The following is a 17,553-nucleotide window of genomic DNA, read 5'->3' as shown; positions in this document are numbered from 1 at the left end:
CCCCTTAATTAATTGAAGATGATTAACCAATTGATTACCCTGTCCTTAAAAAACAGGTATATCGCCCTGCTGACCGCCATCGCATTATTTGGATGGGGAGCCTATGCCGTTCACGAAAATCCCATCGATGCAATACCCGATTTGTCGGATAACCAGGTAATCGTATTTACCGAATGGCAAGGGCGCAGCCCGCAAATTATGGAAGACCAGGTAACTTATCCATTGGTAAGTAACCTGCAAGGCATCCCCAAAGTAAAAGCCATCCGCGCTACTTCCATGTTCGGGATGAGTTTTGTTTATGTCGTTTTTGACGATAAAGCGGATGTGTATTGGGCGCGAAGCCGGGTATTGGAAAGGCTGAACTATGCGCAGCGTTTACTACCTCAGGGTATCACCCCAACATTGGGGCCGGATGGTACAGGCGTAGGGCATATTTTATGGTACACTTTGAATGCTAAAGGCATGGATCTGGGTGAGCAAAGGGCACTACAGGACTGGTATGTAAAATTAGGTTTGCAAACCGTTCCCGGTGTGAGCGAGGTTGCCTCTTTCGGCGGCTTTGAAAAACAATACCAGGTCACCATCGACCCCCATAAGCTTAGTTATTACAACATAACCTTAGCGCAGGTACTTAAATCGGTAAAAAGCAATAACAATGATGTGGGCGGGCGAAAGTTTGAAATGAACGGCACCGGCTATATTGTTCGCGGCCTGGGATATATCAAAAGTTTAACTGATGTAGAAAATATCCCTATCGGGGTGATCAACTCCATACCAGTTAAAATAAAAGATGTAGCCACTGTACAGATGGGTGGCGATGAACGCCTGGGAATCTTTGACAGCAACGGCGATGGCGAAGCTGTCGGCGGCATTGTAGTGATGCGCTATGGCGAAAATGCGGATAAGGTGATCCACGCGGTCAAGGATAAAATGGCTGATATTCAAAAAGGCTTGCCTGCGGGTGTTAGCTTTAATATTGCTTATGACCGTAGCGAACTCATTGAAAACGCGGTTAATTCGGTTAAGCATACGCTGATCGAAGAAATGATTACCGTTTCCATTATCGTTATCCTGTTCCTGTTTAGCTGGCGTAGTGCCTTGAGCATTATTATTCAAATCCCCATCACTATCGCCGCAAGTTTCATTTTGCTCAACGCCTTTGGCATCAGCTCTAACATCATGTCCCTAACTGGTATTGCTTTAGCCATCGGGGTAATTGTAGATAACGGGATCGTCATGGTAGAAAACTCGCATAGAAACTTATCTATCGCGCAACAAAAAGAAAAGTCATGACCACAGCAGAACGAATAAAAATCATAGAAGCATCCTGCAAGCAGGTTGGCCGAGGCGTTTTCTTTTCAACGCTGATCATTGTAGCGTCCTTCCTGCCGGTATTTTTACTGGAGGGGCAAGAGGGCAAGCTGTTTGGGCCGTTAGCATGGACAAAAACATTTATACTGGCCATTGATGCCATATTAGCGGTAACGCTGGCACCGGTACTGATCTCCTTTTTTCTGAAAGGGAAATTAAGAACAGACGACCATAATCCACTAAACCGGGGCTTGGAAAAGATATACCGCCCCATACTCAACTGGTGCGTAACCTGGCGCAAAACTACTTTAACTATCAATATCATTGCGCTGCTGATTAGCATACCGTTGTTATTAAGCTTAGGCAGTGAGTTTATGCCCCCTTTGGACGAGGGCACGATCCTGTTTATGCCGGTTACCCAACCGGACGTTTCCAATGCAGAAGCAAAGCAGTTGTTACAGGTACAGGACAAGATCATTAAAAGCATACCCGAAGTAAAAAGCGTTTTAGGGAAAGCAGGACGGGCCAATACAGCTACGGATAATTCGCCGATCAGCATGACGGAAACCATTATCCTGTTGAAACCAAAAGACGAATGGCGCAAGGGGATCAAAAAGGAAGATATTATCAATGAGTTAAACGCCAAGCTGCAAATACCCGGCGTAGTAAACGGCTGGACACAACCCATTATTAACCGCATTAATATGTTATCTACCGGTATCCGTACCGACGTGGGATTGAAAGTTTATGGGCAGAATTTAGATACCATCAGCGCCTTAGCTACCCAAATGAAAATGTCTTTGCAAGGTGTAAACGGCGTTAAAGATTTATATGTTGACCCGATCACCGGCGGTAAATATTTGGATATCCAGGTGAATAAAGATGCCATAGGCCGCTACGGTTTAAGCGTGGATGATGTGAACGAAGTAGTGGAAAGCGCTTTGGGTGGCATGAACCTGACCAAAACGATAGAGGGCAGGCAGCGCTTTAGTGTCAATGTCCGTTTCGCGCAGGACTACCGGAACAACCTGGATGCGATCAAGGGCACCTTAGTGCAAACAACCAGCAACGGCCCGATACCCTTATCATCCGTTGCCGATATAAAGATCAGTGATGGCCCGGCCATGATACAATCGGAAAATGCGTTATTAAGGGGGACGGTATTATTTAATGTGCGCGACCGTGATCTGGGTAGTACCGTTAAGGAAGCGCAGGACAGGTTAAATACGATGGTCAAAACGCTGCCAAAAGGCTATTATATCGAATGGAGCGGCCAGTATGAGAATTTGATACGCGCGGAGCATACCTTAAAGATGATATTACCTGTTGTACTGCTAATTATTTTCGCCTGCCTGTATTTTGCATTTCATTCTATCCGCGAGGCATTTTTCAGCCTGATCTCGATACCGTTCGCCTTGATCGGCGGCGCGTATATGGTGTATTTCTTTGGGGTACATTTATCGGTAGCCGTGGCGGTCGGCTTTATCGCCTTGTTTGGTATCGCCGTAGAAACGGGCATTGTGATGGTGATCTACCTTAATGATGCGATGCAACAGCTGGTTATTTTAAAAGGCAATTCTAAAGAAACCATTACTAAAGAGGATTTAAGGTTTTATGTGATGAACGGTGCCGTGAAACGTTTGCGGCCAAAACTCATGACGGTTTGTGTTGCCCTGTTTGGTTTAGTGCCGGTGCTATGGGCAACCGGGACAGGCAGCGATGTGATGCTGCCTATTGTACTGCCGATGATCGGCGGGGTGTTAACTTCTTCCACGCACATTTTACTGGTTACACCGCTCATCTTTTTAATGGTGAAAGAATACGAACTCAGGAAATATGGTAAACTGGAAGTATTGGAGGTAAAAGAATAATGAAAAAATATCAAATTATATTAACAGCGATGCTAAGCGTGGGCAGTTTTGCCAAAGCACAGCGCCTGCCGTTAGACAGCGTTTTAGCCCGTGTTGGTGCTAACCCTGCTTTAATGGCTTATGATGCAAAGGCCAGTGCCCAGGACGCTTACGCGACCGGGGCAAAAAGCATTGATGCGCCAAAGGTAAGCGCGGGGCAGTACCAGGTTCCCTATCAACTTAGTCCGAACGGCGGTGCATTTATGATACAGGCCGAGCAAATGTTTATCAATCCAGCCAAGCTAAAGGCAAAGGAAGATTATATGAGAGGCTTATCCAAGGTCACCGCAACTGATAAAAGCTACCTTAAAAATCAACTGATAGCCCAGGCCAAGCAATACTATTACGAACGGGTGGTACTGGAAAAGAAACTGGCGTTGTTACAGCATACGCAGGAGCTACTTGAATATATGCTCAAGGATGCCAATATCCGGCTTACTTATGGTAAGGAAAAGCTGCCCAATATTTACAAAGCCAAAGCAGAGTTGTATCAACTGGATAATACCCGTGAGCAACTCAATAACGAGATCAGCCAAAAGAACATCATGCTGAATACGCTGATGAACAGGGAGAAACAGGCAGCCTTTTTGGTAGATACCATTTACGTAGTAAAGGAATATGAAACAGTTATAACTGGCACTGCTGCCCTTTCCAATGCACGAAGTGATATAAAAGGGATTAACCGGAATATTGATTTACAACAGTTAAATGCGCAAATGGAATACGCCAAACGCAAGCCGGATTTTGGGATACAGGCGGGACACATGCAAAGCTACGGCGGTATGGCTAACCAATATGTTTTAATGGGTTCTGTAACGATCCCTATTGTTCCCTGGGCATCTAAAGAATATAAGGCCAATCTGAAAGGTATCCGCTTTGAAGTGGAGGAATTACAGCAAAAGAAACTGGATATACTCAACCAGGCAAAGGGGCAACTGGCAGGAATGAGAGCGGATATGAGCAGTAAGAAAAGGCAGTTAAAAAACTATGAGCAAAACATCATACCTGCTTTGCAAAATTGCTACAAAACAGCGTTGCTGGCTTACGATCAAAACACCGGGGACTTGCCATCAGTTTTGGACGGCATCAAAAGTTTACAGCTAATGCGTATGGAAGCATTAGACCGGTTACAGGAACTATTAACCTTACAGGTAGCTTATGAAAGGGAAAATGAAAGCAATTAAAATTATCCTGGTGGCCTTTATAGCAGTCCTCAGCGCCTGCTCGAACCCAAAACCTGCTCCAGTAGTAGTTCAGGCAAAAAGCGAAGTGAAATATACCTGCCCGATGCACCCGCAGGTATTGGAAGACCATCCGGGTAGCTGCCCCATTTGTGGCATGACACTGGTAAAAAAAACAGGCCAGGCCAGTGTGGACGCGGGTATTAGTTTGAATACCGTTTTGCAGCCGGTTAACTCTTCGGTAGTTTCCACGGTTAAGGCTATCGTACCCGAACAAAAGGAAATACAAACCAATATTTCGGCAGATGGTTACCTGGATTTTGATACGCGAACTTTTAATAATATCGCATCCCGTTTTTCGGGGCGTATTGAAAAACTATACATCAAATATGCTTTCCAGGAGATACATCAGGGGCAGCGCATTTTTGATATTTATAGCCCGGAGATGGTTACCGCACAACAGGACTTAATTTTTATCAGCAAAAACTCACCAGGGGAAACAGGATTGCTCAATGCGGCGCGGCAGAAACTATTATTACAGGGAATGACTAATGAGCAGGTTAATCAAGCTATTAAAAATGGTAAGCCTTTTTACAGCCTGCCCGTTTTTAGTCACTATGATGGCCACGTCCATGATGTGGCACATATCCAGATGGGCGGCGCGGTATATCAACAGGCCGCTTCGGACTTTACCAATAACCTGCCGTTAGCTATCAAAGCGGGTATGTATGTTGAAAAAGGGCAAACCTTGTTCAATGTAGTCAATCCTCATAGGCTATGGGCAATCATCAAGATCGACCGTTCTGATATCGCCACTTTAAAATTAAACCAGCCGGTTAAAATTTCGCTGCCTGATCTGCCAGGGAAACTGCTTGCCGGAAAGGTCAATTTTATAGAGCCTGTTTTACAGAATGGTGATAAGACAACAAGTGTCCGGGTTTATTTAGACAATATGGATCATGAGCTGAAAGTAAACAGCCTGGTCAAAGCTGAAATACAAACCGGGCAAACAAAGGGCTTATGGATACCCCGGTCTGCATTGGTTGATCTGGGCCGAGCGCAAATTGTATGGCTGAAAAAGGGTGCTGCCTACCAGGCGCACCTGGTCAATATAGGTTCAGTAAATGGCGCTCAAATACAAATTACAAAAGGTTTAGCTGTTACGGATAGCCTGGCATCAAACGCCCAATATTTAACAGACAGCGAGAGCTTTATTAAAACGCAAAGTCATGAATAAATTGAAAATAGTAGCGCTGTTCATCGGAGTAATGGTTACTGCCTGCCAGCAAAAACCGCATCAGCTAGCCTTGCAGCAAAGTAAAGCTTATTATACCTGCTCCATGCACCCACAAATACATGAGGAACATCCGGGCAATTGCCCTATTTGTGGTATGAAACTGATCAAAGTGGAACTTACGGGTTCAGCCGGTACCAGTTCCGATAAAATAACTCTGACGGCAACCCAGCTTCAGTTAGCCGGTATCCAAACAGATACCGTTAGGGATGAAAACATTGGCAACGAAAAAACGCTGACAGGCACGGTAACTACGAATGAAAATACAGCCGCCGAATTAAGTGCGAGAATAGCGGGGCGGGTGCAGCAATTATTTGTAAGGACTGTTGGTGAAAAAATAGCCGTAGGACAACCCGTTTATTCCATATACAGCGAAGACTTGCAGGAAGCAGAAAAGGAATACCTGTTGGCTAAACAGCAACAAAAGGTATTGCATAACCCGGATGTGGACTATCAGCAACTGATCAGTGCTGCCGAAAACAAGCTGCAATTATGGGGTTTGTCACCGGCTCAGATCAAAAACATGGCGGCTTCAGGGAAAGTGTCGGCCACGACGACTGTATTAAGTAAAGTCGGCGGCACGGTTAGCGGCATTTCGGTTCACGAGGGGGATTATGTGACCGAGGGTATGAGCATATTAAAAACGCAGGCATTAAATAATTTATGGATTGAAGCACAATTATATGCCAGTGATGCCGGGAACTACAAAGAAAACGACCGGGTAAGTGTTTCCTTTCCTGATCTTAACGGACAAATTATTCCGGGTAAGATAGAGTTTGTTAATCCCGAATTATCAGCAGCATCTAAAGTAGATCTGATAAGGGTAAGTATCCCCAACCCGCAGGGATCGATCCGGCCAGGAATGTTGGCCTATATTTCTATTGGCGGTGGGGGTATCCGTTCTTTAGCCATCCCTGCTTCAGCTATCCTGACAGATAAAAATGGCAGCAAGGTTTGGGTAAAAAATACCGATGGCAGTTTTTCACCAAAGATGATCAAACTAGGTTCGGGGAACCAGAATTATGTGCAGGTGCTGTCGGGGTTGGATGCCGGGGCTATTGTGGTGACAAATGGCGCGTATTTATTGAATAGCGAAGCGATCTTCAAAAACGGCAATGATAACATGGTGGGGATGAAAATGTAACGTCGGACTAAATTTATCATATCTTTGTTCTGATGAAAAAATCATTGATCGGCTTATTCTTGGCCTGCTATTATTTAGCGGGAAGCGTGATCTTTCCTTTGAGTGATTTTTCTTTGATGCGCGACCTGCCTGCGATGTACCGCTCCTATTGTGAGATCAAGGCAGGTAAACCGGATATTTGTGATTTTGTCGGCGATTACCTACTGCACGGTAAAGAGCTATTTGGGAACAACGCCCATGACGCCCAACCAAAAAACGGTGGGGCACTACAGTTCCAACATCAACCCACGCTTTCGATCTTCTTCGTTCAGCATGTATTCCGGCTTTTTACCATTACCAGCCACCCCATAATTAATAAGCCTATCTACAACATTCTATTCTATACTTCTGAATATCACCATAAACATTTCAGGCCACCGATAGCCTAAATATCCCACTCTATTTTTTATTCATCCAGTTTTTAACGCAAGCCATAGCATAGCTATGGCTAACATATTCATATATACATGAAAAGATTTTTCATGCTGATATCCTTTGTGCTGCTGGCACATTTGGTATCAGCGCAGAATACATTCCGAGCGAAAGTATTCAACGACCAGACCAAAGCGGTGCTGAAAGGCGCGACCGCGACCATTCCTGACCTAAAGATCAGCATAAGCGCTGATACCAGCGGCTTATTGACTATTCCTAATATACCTAACGGTAAATTCGAGATTGAGATCACCTATGTGGGTTTTGGCAAAAGCGAAAAGGTTTACAGCTTTCCAATACAAACTCCCGATCAGGTATTGACCATTAACCTGGAACCATCAACCGGTGAACTGGCAGAAGTAACCATACAAACCACCCGAACCAACCAGAACCTGCGGGATATCCCAACGCGTATAGAGGCGTTGCCCTTAGAAGAACTGGACGAAAAAAGCACCATGCGTCCCGGCGATATCAGAATGCTGCTGGGAGAAACCACTGGCATTCACGTCCAGCAAACTTCAGCGGTGAGCGGCAGCGCCAGTTTCCGTATCCAGGGCTTGGGCAGCAGGTACACGCAACTCCTGCAAGATGGGATGCCCTTGTACTCAGGCTTTTCGGGTAATCTCAGTTTATTACAGATCAGCCCGCTGGACCTACGACAAGTAGAATTTATCAAAGGATCATCCTCGACTTTATATGGCGGCGGCGCTATTGCAGGTTTAGTCAACCTCATCAGCAAAGTGCCGGAGAAAGAACCTGAATTGACTTTTTTATTAAATGGGACAAGCGCCAAAGGTGCAGATGCCAGCGGCTATTACAGCCAAAAGTGGAAACATATCGGCACAACTATTTTTGGTTCTTATAATTACAATGGCGCTTATGACCCGTCGAATACAGGTCTAAGCGCGATACCGCAAACGAAACGCTTTACCATCAACCCGAAAGTATTCCTGTACATGAATGAACATAATTCGGGCTGGTTCGGTGTAAATACCACTTATGAGAACCGTTTGGGTGGCGATTTGCAGGTCATTTCCGGTCAACCCGATAATGTGCACCAATATTTTGAGCAAAACAAATCATTCCGCTTTTCAACACAACTCTCATTTACCCATAAGATAGATGAAGAAAGCAAGATCAATTTCAAAAATACGATCGGCTATTTTGACCGGGATCTGGCCGGGCCCGCGTTTGATTTTAAAGGCAGGCAGATTTCCTCGTACAGTGAAGTCAACTATGTGCGTAATGGCGAAAAAGCTTCCTGGGTTGCCGGTGCCAACCTGATCACCGATCATTTTACGGCAGCCCCCCCGCAAAACAGCCTAAGCTATAACCAGGTTACCATCGGGACTTTTGTACAAAACACTTACAAGGCAAATAATTGGTTCTCTGTAGAGAGCGGTTTACGCCTTGATATCAATAACCCCGCACCGGCCACACCATCATCGGGTCTATTTATTTTGCCGAGAATAAACGCGCTGTTTAAGATCACAGACCATTTGAGTAGCCGAATTGGCGGCGGACTGGGTTATAAAATGCCGTCCTTATTCAACGACGAGGTAGAACAGGATGACTATGTGCATATTCAGCCCTTAAACATCGGCAATACACAAGCTGAACAATCCTATGGTTTAAACGGCGATCTGAATTACCGCAGTGCATTAGGCGATGAAGCGGTTATTAACGTAAACCAATTGTTCTTTTCAACAAGGGTGGACAGGCCGCTCATCCTACAAAGCAATAGTTTTATTAACGCCCCCGGTTATTTAAACACTCAGGGCGCGGAAACCAATATCAAATTGGTGATGGATGAACTGGTATTTTATGTCGGCTATACTTACACTGATACCAAAACACATTTCAACGGGGTAAGCGCACTGCAAACACTTACGCCCAAAAATCAATTAAGTTTTGATGCGACTTATGAAATTGAGGGCAGTTTCCGTTTTGGGGCAGAAAGCTTTTATACCGGGCCGCAGTTATTATCAGACGGTACGACCGGCAAAGACTACGTAACCTTTGGTTTATTGGTACAGAAGATGTGGAAGCACCTGGATATTTTTGTCAACGCCGAGAATTTGACCGATCAGCGCCAAACCAAATGGGGCAGTATTTACACAGGCAGTTTGACTGCGCCTAAATTCAAGAATATTTATGCGCCTTTGGACGGTGCGGTGGTTAATGTAGGTCTAAGAGTAAAAATTTTATAACTACAACTTAGAGTTCTTCTTATTTGCAGATTTATGTATTTACATAAATCTGCAAATACATAAATCTAAATTTAGATATTGGTGTGGCAGACGGAAATCATTAAGATTATTAAAATAACTCACCCGAGATAAATAAAGCCGTAAAGTAAGTAGCGCGTTTCCTTACCGAACACTTAGCATAGTATTATTTAATTTAACAGGCGATTAACTGATACTAATTTAATAATATTGGCCATTCTGATTTAAGATACAGCCCTTTACCTAAACTGTAAAGGGCTTTCCATTTTTTAACAAATTCTTCAAAAAAACACCTACATCATGTACAAGGTGTGAAAAACTTAATTTCTTCCTGTTCAATTTTGTGGGATTAAAATATTGATTATGGAAAAAGTCATTTCACATTTTGAAAAACATGGAAAGGTATTCCGCGATCAGTTAATAACTGTCGGCGACCTTTTAGAATTTAAAGACCTGCTACTATCTGAACTTAAATCTGTCCTTAAAGATCAGGTTAGGGGCAAAGCCCATTAATATCTTGAAATTCTCTGTCTTATAATTCACTCCAAAGCGTTACTTTAAAACGCTATAACTCTCAATAATGAGAACGGTATTGTATGATTTAAAGCGGTAAGGTGAACCAAAATTCACTGCCTTGGCCTAATATGCTTTCTACACCTATTTGGCCATGATGCCGTTTAATTAACTCTGCGCAGATATATAGGCCTAATCCCAGCCCCGAATATTGCGTTCCGGCGTGATCGGCACGATAATACCGTTCAAATAGATGCGGCAGTTTTTCCGACGCTATACCAAGCCCCTGGTCAATAACTGAAAAACGAATAAAGGCATCTTGTTTAACCAGCTTCATTTGGATAGCAGAAGAGTTCGGTGCATATTTGATGGCGTTGTTTACAAAATTTGCAATCACCTGCTCAATACGATCGGGGTCGGCAATAATCATAAATCGGCCTTCTGCTACCAGTTCCAACCTTGTAGTAGTGGCCGCCTGTAGATCCAATCTGCAAGTCTCTGACAACTCCAGCAAATCAAACGACCTTTTATTTACTTGAATTTGACCTTCATTTAATCGATTGACATTCAGCAGTTCTTCAATAAACTGGCTTATACGCGCGACGCTTCGATTTGATTGATTGATCATTTGCTGATAAATTGGTGGCATATCTTTTTGCCGACCAAGTATTTGTATCGCAGCCCTAAGTGTAGTCACCGGTGTTTTTAATTCATGGCTGGTAATACTAATGAATTCATCACGCTTTTTCAGTTCGCGCACATGGGCATCTATATTCGTACATGAACCCAGCCACTTTGTAATCTCACCCGTTTCGTTACGATAAGGTGAACCTTTTAACAAATACCATTCGTAATCGCCCGAGCGTTCTTTTAGCCGGAATTGTACCTCAAAATGCGCTTCCGCGCGGATTCCGCCTACCCAGCGGCGCAATGCCAAACTACGATCCTCCTGATGAATACCCCTGCTGAGCAAATCTTGGTTTAATTGATCATGCCGCACATTAAAATGATCTAAAAAACGTTTATTAACATAATTGATTTTTCCATCGGCCTCCGCTGTCCAAATCATCTCCGGAATAAAATTCGCCACGAACTCAAATTCCTTGCGTTCCGCTTCAGCCATTTGTCTACCCCGCAATAACTCAGCTTCGTACTTTTTTCGGTCAGATATATCCGCCACAATGATGTTGATCGCCAGTAGTTTCCCTTTAACATCCCTGATTGCGCTGGTATTTAGTAATGCTGGAAAAAATGAGTGATCTTTTCGATGGATATCATAATTAAGTTCATTTACCTGACCCTTTAATTGAATAAGGGGGTAGTGAAACATTTGATAGTAGATTTTACCACCTTTGCTAAAAAGGTCTGTGAGACTGGCCTTGCCGATGAGATCCCCTTCTGTGTAGCCCAGCCAATTTAGTAAGGTACGGTTGATTTTAATGAATGTACCATCAGGCAAACAGGAAAAATAACCGCAAGGCGCGTTATGGTAAAGCGTTTCACCATCAATCAGCGAGGCTAAGAATTCCGGGTCCAACTGCGGTGCCAAATGCTTTAAATTAAATAAATGACTTTATTGCCTCGATAGTTTCTTCTGGAGCGCTCATATGGGAACAATGGCCGGTGGCTTTTAGGATAACCAACTGGTTATTTCGCGTATGTGTATTGATGAACTCTCCAACCGCCGATGGGGCAATGATGTCTTCTGCACATTGCAAGGTAAGACTGGGCACGGTAAGCTTTTGGAGATCGGCTCGGTTATCTGATAAAAAGGTTACGCGTGCAAATTGTTTGGCGATCTCCGGGTCAGTTGCGCAAAAACTATTGCTTAGCGTTTGGCCGAGTTCCGGACGCTCCGGATTAGCCATGATCTGCGGCGCCAACGCTTGTGACCAGCCCAGGTAATTATTATCCATCATCTCGAAAAGGCCTTCCAGGTCGTCGCGCTCAAAAGCACTGACATAGCCTTCATCATGAATGTATCGTGGTGATGGTCCAAGAAAGACGAGTTTGCTGAATAGTTCCGGCCGGTCATTTGCAGCCAAAACACCGATCATCGCGCTTACCGAATGTCCGATAAAAATTACATCTTTTAAACTCAACGCATCACAGATCTCCAGCACATCTTTTGCATAACCTTTTAAAGTGCTGTATCGCTCTTTATCATAAACAGACAGATCAGAACCACCTGAGCCTACATAGTCAAAAACTATTAGTTGATAATCCTTTTCAAATGCCGGGGTAATAGAAGTCCAAACGTTTTGGTCACAGCCGTAGCCATGCGCGAACAGCATCGGTTTCTTGCCTTGGCCAAAAACGCGAACATTATTTCTTTTTAGGATGTCTTTCATAGGCTATAAAAGCGTAAAGATATAACAATCTCTTAAATTAATGAAAGTAGGGCTGACTTGAAATTAGTCCACAATTGTAACCTTTAAAATTAAAATCAAATTCTAAAAAAAACACCTACCTCATGTACAAGGTGTGAAAAACTTAATTTCTTCCTGTTCAATTTTGTGGGATTAAAATATTGATTATGGAAAAAGTCATTTTACATTTTGAAAAACATGGAAAGGTATTCCGCGATCAGTTAATTACTGTAGGCGACCTTTTAGAATTTAAAGACCTGTTATTATCTGAACTCAAATCTGTCCTTAAAGACCAGGTTAGGGGCAAAACTAAGAAATGGCTCAAAGCCATAGAAGTACGGAAAGTTTTGAATATATCTCATGGTAAGTTACAGCGATTGCGGGACAATGGTAAAATACCTTTTACCATGTTAGGCAATACAACCTATTACGATGCCGACAAAATTGAGGAATTAATGCAAAGTCCAATGACTGTAAAGTATTAACCTATGTCGAAGAGGAAAGCCAAACGGAGGATAGTAGCGGTTAAGGATGTTATCAATATTTACGATGACAAAATGACTGATTATAACAATCAAGGAATGGGCTATAATGTCCCTCCCCTGATTAATCATGTAGCAATTTATTTCCTCCAACAAAACCTTGCTTTACCTGATGCGCAAAGTTTTTATCAGCACCATGAAAATATGGAATGGAAAACAGTCAAGGGTGTACCTCAAAAAAATTGGAAAGTATTGGCCAAGGACTGGGTAGATAATACAATTCAGAACACAAAATTATTAGAACGGCAGGAAGCTAAACGAATTGCCTTCCCCGATACATAATTACACGTTTACGTATTTACAGCAATACATAATTATAGGATTATGCACTTACAGAAATCTGCATTCATAGAATTATAGGATTACAGTAATATGTATTTAAAGAACCCTGCAAATGAGGTTTTATGTATTTAAAAATTTACAGCATTATGCAATTGCAGCATTATGTATTTACAACAATTTAGAATTACAGAAAATGGGAAAGATCATCACAGTAGCACACCAAAAAGGTGGCGTAGGAAAAAGCACACTGGCAATGAATTTAGCAGTTTGTTTTCAAGATCAACTAAACGTTGCTTTAGTTGATACGGATTTGCAAGGCAGCTTGTATCATATTAAAGACGAGTTACCTGGTCTTGCCGTAATGGGCAACGATCAGCTACAGGAAATAAAAAATTTGGACTATGACTTGATCATAGTTGATACACCGCCATACCTGTCCAATAAGCTGCTTGAATTATTCAGCCTTTCTGATTTTATATTAATTCCTACTAAAGCTGGTTTTTTTGATGTAATGGCTATACGTTCAACTATCGCATTGGTTAAAGACGCGCAGGAAAGGCAGCCGGAAATTCAGGCCGGAATAGTTATGAATATGATTAAGCCACGTTCAGGTATAACTAAAGAAGTGAGCGACCTTTTAAAGGGCATGGAAATACCTGTTTTGGAAACTATGATCCATGATAGGGTGAGCATAGCGCGATCATCAATCACCGCTGGGGTGCTTCAAGGGACTGACGTTAAGGCGAAGGAAGAGATAACATCTTTAGCAGAGGAAATCGTTAACCGCATCAGTGCATAATTACATAAATACATAATAATGTATTAAACCCAATATCATTTTTTATTGACTATTTAAAGAAAGGTTTACAATGACAGATTATAAAGTTAAGCTGGGTGGTTTAGCCGATAAACTAAAAAAGGAAACGCCCAAAACGCCATTGCAGGAAGTTAATCCGATAAAGCAAAATGCCGAAATTAAAGAGGACGAGGCGCAGCTAAATGTCTGGATTCCCAAGGCTCTTTTAAAGCGCATGAAGTCATACGGTGTGGAATACGATGTTTCTTTAAAGGATATAAATATTGATGCTTTAAAACTCTTCCTGGATGCCAAATCGAAGAAGTCTTAAAGCAACCAGTCTTCACAGAATGCAGGCAAGTAAAAGATGTCTTAAAGGGGGAGATTGCCTCTTGATAGCAATCAGCAAGATAAACGTTTGTATTACAAACGAAATCTTGCCCTTCCTTCCGTAGTCAGTGCGGGGCTATGGAAAAATTCTCCGGGGTCGAATTTTTAACGATAAGAATTATGGAAAATCAGGATAATAACAGATCAAAAACATTGCTTACAAGACTAAAGCCAACAGAATATCAATTGATTTATAACGCATTTAAAAAGACAAGATTTAACAAGCTTAGTGAATATGCCCGTAGCATTCTATTAGGCAAACCGGTGGTTATGAACTACCGTGATAAATCAATGGATGATATGCTTGAAGAACTGGCCTTGCTGCGGAAAGAATTGAATGCAATCGGGAATAATCTTAACCAGGCAGTCCGTCAAATAAACAGTGCCCACGGTAATGCCGATAACCGGTTATGGTCTAATCTCCTTTCTATTATTGGTAGCAAGGTTGATCCGTCAATAGGGCAAATCAAAGAACGTATGCAAAGTTTCTCTGAATTATGGTCGCAAAAATTAAAACCGGAAGAAGTATCATCGGTGCAATAAATTACAATGAGCATAAGGTACGGCTGGGTAAAGCTGAATTGATTTTAGCACAGGGCTATCTCAAAGATCCAGTCGATTTATCGTTCAATGATAAGTTGCAAAGGTTAGCGGATTTGACAAAGCGCAATGAGCGTACCCTTGTCAATACATTGCATGTTTCTTTGAACTTTGCCGTGAATGAAAATTTAGATAAGGACATTCTTCAGCAAATCGCAGATGATTACATGGATGGTTTAGGGTTTGGAAAACAACCCTATTTAGTGTATCAACATTACGATGCCGGACATCCACATTTACATTTAGTAACAACTAACATCGAACCAGATGGTAAGCGAATCAGCTTTCATTTACTTGCCAACAGGGCATCAGAAGATGCGCGAAAGCAAGTTGAATTAACCTACAATCTTGTAAAGGCGGAGGATCAGGGTAAACAACAAAACCTTATAGTCAAACCTCTTGAACAGGTGGATTATGGCAAGTCGGAATTAAAAAGATCTATTACTAATGTCGTAACGGAGCTAGTAAGAGCATATAAATTTACCAGCATCCCAGAACTTAACGCAGTACTGAATCAGTATAATATTACCGCAGACCGGGGGTCTAAAGATTCAAGAATGTACGAAAAAAACGGGTTGGTATATTGGGTTTTGGATGGGAAAGGCAACAAAATTGGCGTACCAATTAAGGCAAGCAGCATATACGGAAAGCCAACTATGAAAGCTTTGGAGGAAAGATTTCGGTTAAATGAAATGCTCAGGAAGCCATTAAAAGAACAATTAAAAACAACAATTGATAAGGCATTATTGAAACCAATGTCGCAATCCGCCTTTCAAAAACAATTAAAAAACGAGGGCATCCAGGTAATATTCCGGCAAAATGATGAAGGTCATTTATATGGAATAACGTTCGTGGATCATAAATCGAAAGCAGTATTTAACGGCAGCGATTTAGGGAAAACTTATAGTGCTGCTTCACTTGCAGGATGGTTCAAAAATGATAATAGAACTTTTAAAAAGGAAACGGATAAGGTAAATCCGTCTTATAATTTTACTGACAATATTTCAGGCTCCCAATCTAACAGTGGTGGTGAATCTATATTAGATATGTTGTTTAAAGAAGAACAACAGGACATGGCCGCCATAGGACGCCTTACCCAAAACAAACGGAAAAAGAAACGAAAAGGTCATTCACTTTAATTTATATTTTATGCAAACTGGAGAAAATGAACAAGCCCTTAGAAAGATAATTGACTTTACAAGGTTATTGAGTTTAGCGGTATTGATGGTGCATTTTTACTTATCATGCTACCCGGCTTTTGAAGCCTGGGGACTGAATAAGCCAATTATAAACCATGTGTTATTGCCGCTAACTAAAATGGCAATATTTAAAACGGTTTTATATGCAAAACTATCAGCCCTGATTTTATTATTGGCATCACTAATAGGAAGCAGGGGCAAAAAAGATGAAATGATCAGAATTAGAACGATAGTCACTTACTGTTTGTCAGGCTTGGTACTCTACTTTATCAGCAATCTGATATTAGGTATCAAATATCCTTTTAATACGGTTGCTCTATTGTATATAAGCTTGTCAACTTTAGGGTATTTCTTCATCATGTCGGGGGGCAGCTTGTTATTCAGAATGATTAAATTAAACTTGGGCAAAGACATATTTAATAAAGAAAATGAATCATTCCCACAGGAGGAGCGGTTACTTGAAAATGAATACTCCATAAATCTGCCGGCTATATATAATCTTAAAGGGAAAATCCGTAAAAGCTGGATCAATATCATCAATCCATTTAGAGGAACATTAATCGGCGGAAGCCCTGGTTCCGGTAAATCTTACTTTGTTATCCGTCATATTATTACACAGCATATACAGAAAGGATTTACCATGTTGGTCTATGATTTTAAATATGACGACCTGACTAAAATCGTTTACAATGCGTTACTGAAATACGGTCACCTTTATAAAGTAAAACCTGTTCAATATATCATTAACCTGGAACAGATCATGCACCGCGCTAATCCCTTAGAACCGCATACCATGTTTGATATTACTGATGCCATTGATTCCAGCCGTACAATAATGCTGGGCCTTAACCGGGAATGGATAAAGAAACAGGGCGACTTTTTTGTTGAATCTCCGATCAATTTTATTACCGCCATTATGTGGTTTTTAAAGAAGTATGAGAATGGACGCTATTGTACACTTCCCCATGTAATTGAACTGGCACAGGTAGAGTATAAAGATTTGTTTGAGGTTTTGCTTCAGGAGCCTGAAATCGAAGTTCTGATCAATCCTTTTGTATCAGCATGGAAGAACGAAGCCTATGAACAGTTGGAAGGACAGATTGCAAGTGCGAAGATAAGTCTTGCGAGATTATCTTCCCCTCAACTGTATTATGTTTTGAGTGGCAATGACTTTTCATTAGATATCAATAATCCCGAGGAACCGAAAATTGTCTGTTTAGCCAATAATCTTGATATTCCGGGGATGTTGACCACCTGATTCCGTGGCAAATTGACCAGGCAATTAGCTGGCGAACGATAGCAGCGAGAGCTGTAAAAGCGTTT

The 17,553-nt window shown here is 42.0% G+C and carries 16 protein-coding genes and 1 pseudogene; 15 read left to right on the top strand and 2 right to left on the bottom strand.

Annotated elements, in window-relative coordinates; translation table 11 throughout:
• The first annotated feature begins 18 nt into the window (after positions 1-18).
• The 8 genes from ACVW0P_RS20905 to ACVW0P_RS20870 all read left to right on the top strand — a co-directional run bounded on the left by ACVW0P_RS20905 (position 19) and on the right by ACVW0P_RS20870 (position 10,052).
• Positions 19-1,293, top strand: a complete 1,275-nt coding sequence (locus tag ACVW0P_RS20905) for an efflux RND transporter permease subunit (protein WP_457133791.1) — start codon at positions 19-21, stop codon at positions 1,291-1,293.
• A complete protein-coding gene (locus ACVW0P_RS20900; RefSeq protein ID WP_457133790.1) occupies positions 1,290-3,182 on the top strand; it encodes an efflux RND transporter permease subunit in 1,893 nt (630 codons plus the stop codon). Before ACVW0P_RS20905 ends, ACVW0P_RS20900 begins: the two co-directional genes overlap by 4 nt.
• Complete coding sequence (locus ACVW0P_RS20895; protein WP_457133789.1) at positions 3,182-4,405, top strand: TolC family protein; 1,224 nt, start codon at positions 3,182-3,184, stop codon at positions 4,403-4,405. Before ACVW0P_RS20900 ends, ACVW0P_RS20895 begins: the two co-directional genes overlap by 1 nt.
• Positions 4,392-5,639: an HlyD family efflux transporter periplasmic adaptor subunit gene (locus ACVW0P_RS20890; RefSeq protein ID WP_457133788.1), complete on the top strand. Its 1,248-nt coding sequence runs from the start codon at positions 4,392-4,394 to the stop codon at positions 5,637-5,639. Before ACVW0P_RS20895 ends, ACVW0P_RS20890 begins: the two co-directional genes overlap by 14 nt.
• Positions 5,632-6,840, top strand: a complete 1,209-nt coding sequence (locus ACVW0P_RS20885; RefSeq protein WP_457133787.1) for an efflux RND transporter periplasmic adaptor subunit — start codon at positions 5,632-5,634, stop codon at positions 6,838-6,840. The genes ACVW0P_RS20890 and ACVW0P_RS20885 overlap by 8 nt, the downstream gene beginning before the upstream one ends.
• A gap of 32 nt (positions 6,841-6,872) precedes the next feature.
• The gene (locus ACVW0P_RS20880; protein WP_457133786.1) at positions 6,873-7,268 is read left to right on the top strand and encodes a hypothetical protein; all 396 of its coding nucleotides are present in this window, start codon (positions 6,873-6,875) and stop codon (positions 7,266-7,268) included.
• A 78-nt stretch (positions 7,269-7,346) separates the two neighbouring features.
• A complete protein-coding gene (locus ACVW0P_RS20875) occupies positions 7,347-9,521 on the top strand; it encodes a TonB-dependent receptor (RefSeq protein ID WP_457133785.1) in 2,175 nt (724 codons plus the stop codon).
• A 381-nt stretch (positions 9,522-9,902) separates the two neighbouring features.
• Positions 9,903-10,052: a hypothetical protein gene (locus ACVW0P_RS20870; RefSeq protein ID WP_457133784.1), complete on the top strand. Its 150-nt coding sequence runs from the start codon at positions 9,903-9,905 to the stop codon at positions 10,050-10,052.
• Positions 10,053-10,140: 88 nt separating this feature from the next.
• Here the strand turns inward: ACVW0P_RS20870 and ACVW0P_RS20865 are convergent, their stop codons facing one another.
• Positions 10,141-11,601: an ATP-binding protein gene (locus ACVW0P_RS20865; RefSeq protein WP_457133783.1), complete on the bottom strand. Its 1,461-nt coding sequence runs from the start codon at positions 11,599-11,601 to the stop codon at positions 10,141-10,143.
• Positions 11,602-11,611: 10 nt separating this feature from the next.
• A complete protein-coding gene (locus ACVW0P_RS20860) occupies positions 11,612-12,403 on the bottom strand; it encodes an alpha/beta fold hydrolase (RefSeq protein ID WP_457133782.1) in 792 nt (263 codons plus the stop codon).
• Positions 12,404-12,588: 185 nt separating this feature from the next.
• Between ACVW0P_RS20860 and ACVW0P_RS20855 the strand changes: the two genes are divergently transcribed.
• The 7 genes and pseudogenes from ACVW0P_RS20855 to ACVW0P_RS20825 form a co-directional block, all read left to right on the top strand.
• The gene (locus tag ACVW0P_RS20855; RefSeq protein WP_457133781.1) at positions 12,589-12,906 is read left to right on the top strand and encodes a helix-turn-helix domain-containing protein; all 318 of its coding nucleotides are present in this window, start codon (positions 12,589-12,591) and stop codon (positions 12,904-12,906) included.
• A 3-nt stretch (positions 12,907-12,909) separates the two neighbouring features.
• Positions 12,910-13,245, top strand: a complete 336-nt coding sequence (locus ACVW0P_RS20850; RefSeq protein WP_457133780.1) for a hypothetical protein — start codon at positions 12,910-12,912, stop codon at positions 13,243-13,245.
• A gap of 112 nt (positions 13,246-13,357) precedes the next feature.
• On the top strand, positions 13,358-14,044 hold the full coding sequence (locus tag ACVW0P_RS20845) for an AAA family ATPase (protein WP_457133779.1): 687 nt from the start codon (positions 13,358-13,360) through the stop codon (positions 14,042-14,044).
• Between the two features lie 70 nt (positions 14,045-14,114).
• A complete protein-coding gene (locus ACVW0P_RS20840) occupies positions 14,115-14,372 on the top strand; it encodes a hypothetical protein (RefSeq protein ID WP_457133778.1) in 258 nt (85 codons plus the stop codon).
• 179 nt (positions 14,373-14,551) lie between these two features.
• Positions 14,552-14,974 (top strand): plasmid mobilization protein, encoded by a 423-nt coding sequence (locus tag ACVW0P_RS20835; RefSeq protein WP_457133777.1) that lies wholly within the window; start codon positions 14,552-14,554, stop codon positions 14,972-14,974.
• Positions 14,929-16,170, top strand: a complete 1,242-nt coding sequence (locus tag ACVW0P_RS20830; RefSeq protein WP_457133776.1) for a relaxase/mobilization nuclease domain-containing protein — start codon at positions 14,929-14,931, stop codon at positions 16,168-16,170. Before ACVW0P_RS20835 ends, ACVW0P_RS20830 begins: the two co-directional genes overlap by 46 nt.
• Positions 16,171-16,180: 10 nt before the next feature.
• A pseudogene (locus ACVW0P_RS20825) lies at positions 16,181-17,458 on the top strand (YWFCY domain-containing protein); the annotation flags it as partial.
• Between the last annotated feature and the right edge of the window lie 95 nt (positions 17,459-17,553).

This window comes from Mucilaginibacter sp. UYNi724 (assembly GCF_054057495.1).
The sequence above is the reverse complement of the archived record's forward strand: the minus strand, read 5'-3'. Positions and strand labels throughout refer to the sequence as shown.

Excerpts from the sequence above, each read along its gene's own strand:
- ACVW0P_RS20905 (WP_457133791.1), top strand. The coding sequence starts at position 19 with ATGATTAACCAATTGATTACCCTGTCCTTAAAAAACAGGTATATCGCC.
- ACVW0P_RS20900 (WP_457133790.1), top strand. The coding sequence starts at position 1,290 with ATGACCACAGCAGAACGAATAAAAATCATAGAAGCATCCTGCAAGCAG.
- ACVW0P_RS20895 (WP_457133789.1), top strand. The coding sequence starts at position 3,182 with ATGAAAAAATATCAAATTATATTAACAGCGATGCTAAGCGTGGGCAGT.
- ACVW0P_RS20890 (WP_457133788.1), top strand. The coding sequence starts at position 4,392 with ATGAAAGCAATTAAAATTATCCTGGTGGCCTTTATAGCAGTCCTCAGC.
- ACVW0P_RS20885 (WP_457133787.1), top strand. The coding sequence starts at position 5,632 with ATGAATAAATTGAAAATAGTAGCGCTGTTCATCGGAGTAATGGTTACT.
- ACVW0P_RS20880 (WP_457133786.1), top strand. The coding sequence starts at position 6,873 with ATGAAAAAATCATTGATCGGCTTATTCTTGGCCTGCTATTATTTAGCG.
- ACVW0P_RS20875 (WP_457133785.1), top strand. The coding sequence starts at position 7,347 with ATGAAAAGATTTTTCATGCTGATATCCTTTGTGCTGCTGGCACATTTG.
- ACVW0P_RS20870 (WP_457133784.1), top strand. The coding sequence starts at position 9,903 with ATGGAAAAAGTCATTTCACATTTTGAAAAACATGGAAAGGTATTCCGC.
- ACVW0P_RS20860 (WP_457133782.1), bottom strand. The coding sequence starts at position 12,403 with ATGAAAGACATCCTAAAAAGAAATAATGTTCGCGTTTTTGGCCAAGGC.
- ACVW0P_RS20855 (WP_457133781.1), top strand. The coding sequence starts at position 12,589 with ATGGAAAAAGTCATTTTACATTTTGAAAAACATGGAAAGGTATTCCGC.
- ACVW0P_RS20850 (WP_457133780.1), top strand. The coding sequence starts at position 12,910 with ATGTCGAAGAGGAAAGCCAAACGGAGGATAGTAGCGGTTAAGGATGTT.
- ACVW0P_RS20845 (WP_457133779.1), top strand. The coding sequence starts at position 13,358 with ATGAGGTTTTATGTATTTAAAAATTTACAGCATTATGCAATTGCAGCA.
- ACVW0P_RS20840 (WP_457133778.1), top strand. The coding sequence starts at position 14,115 with ATGACAGATTATAAAGTTAAGCTGGGTGGTTTAGCCGATAAACTAAAA.
- ACVW0P_RS20835 (WP_457133777.1), top strand. The coding sequence starts at position 14,552 with ATGGAAAATCAGGATAATAACAGATCAAAAACATTGCTTACAAGACTA.
- ACVW0P_RS20830 (WP_457133776.1), top strand. The coding sequence starts at position 14,929 with ATGGTCGCAAAAATTAAAACCGGAAGAAGTATCATCGGTGCAATAAAT.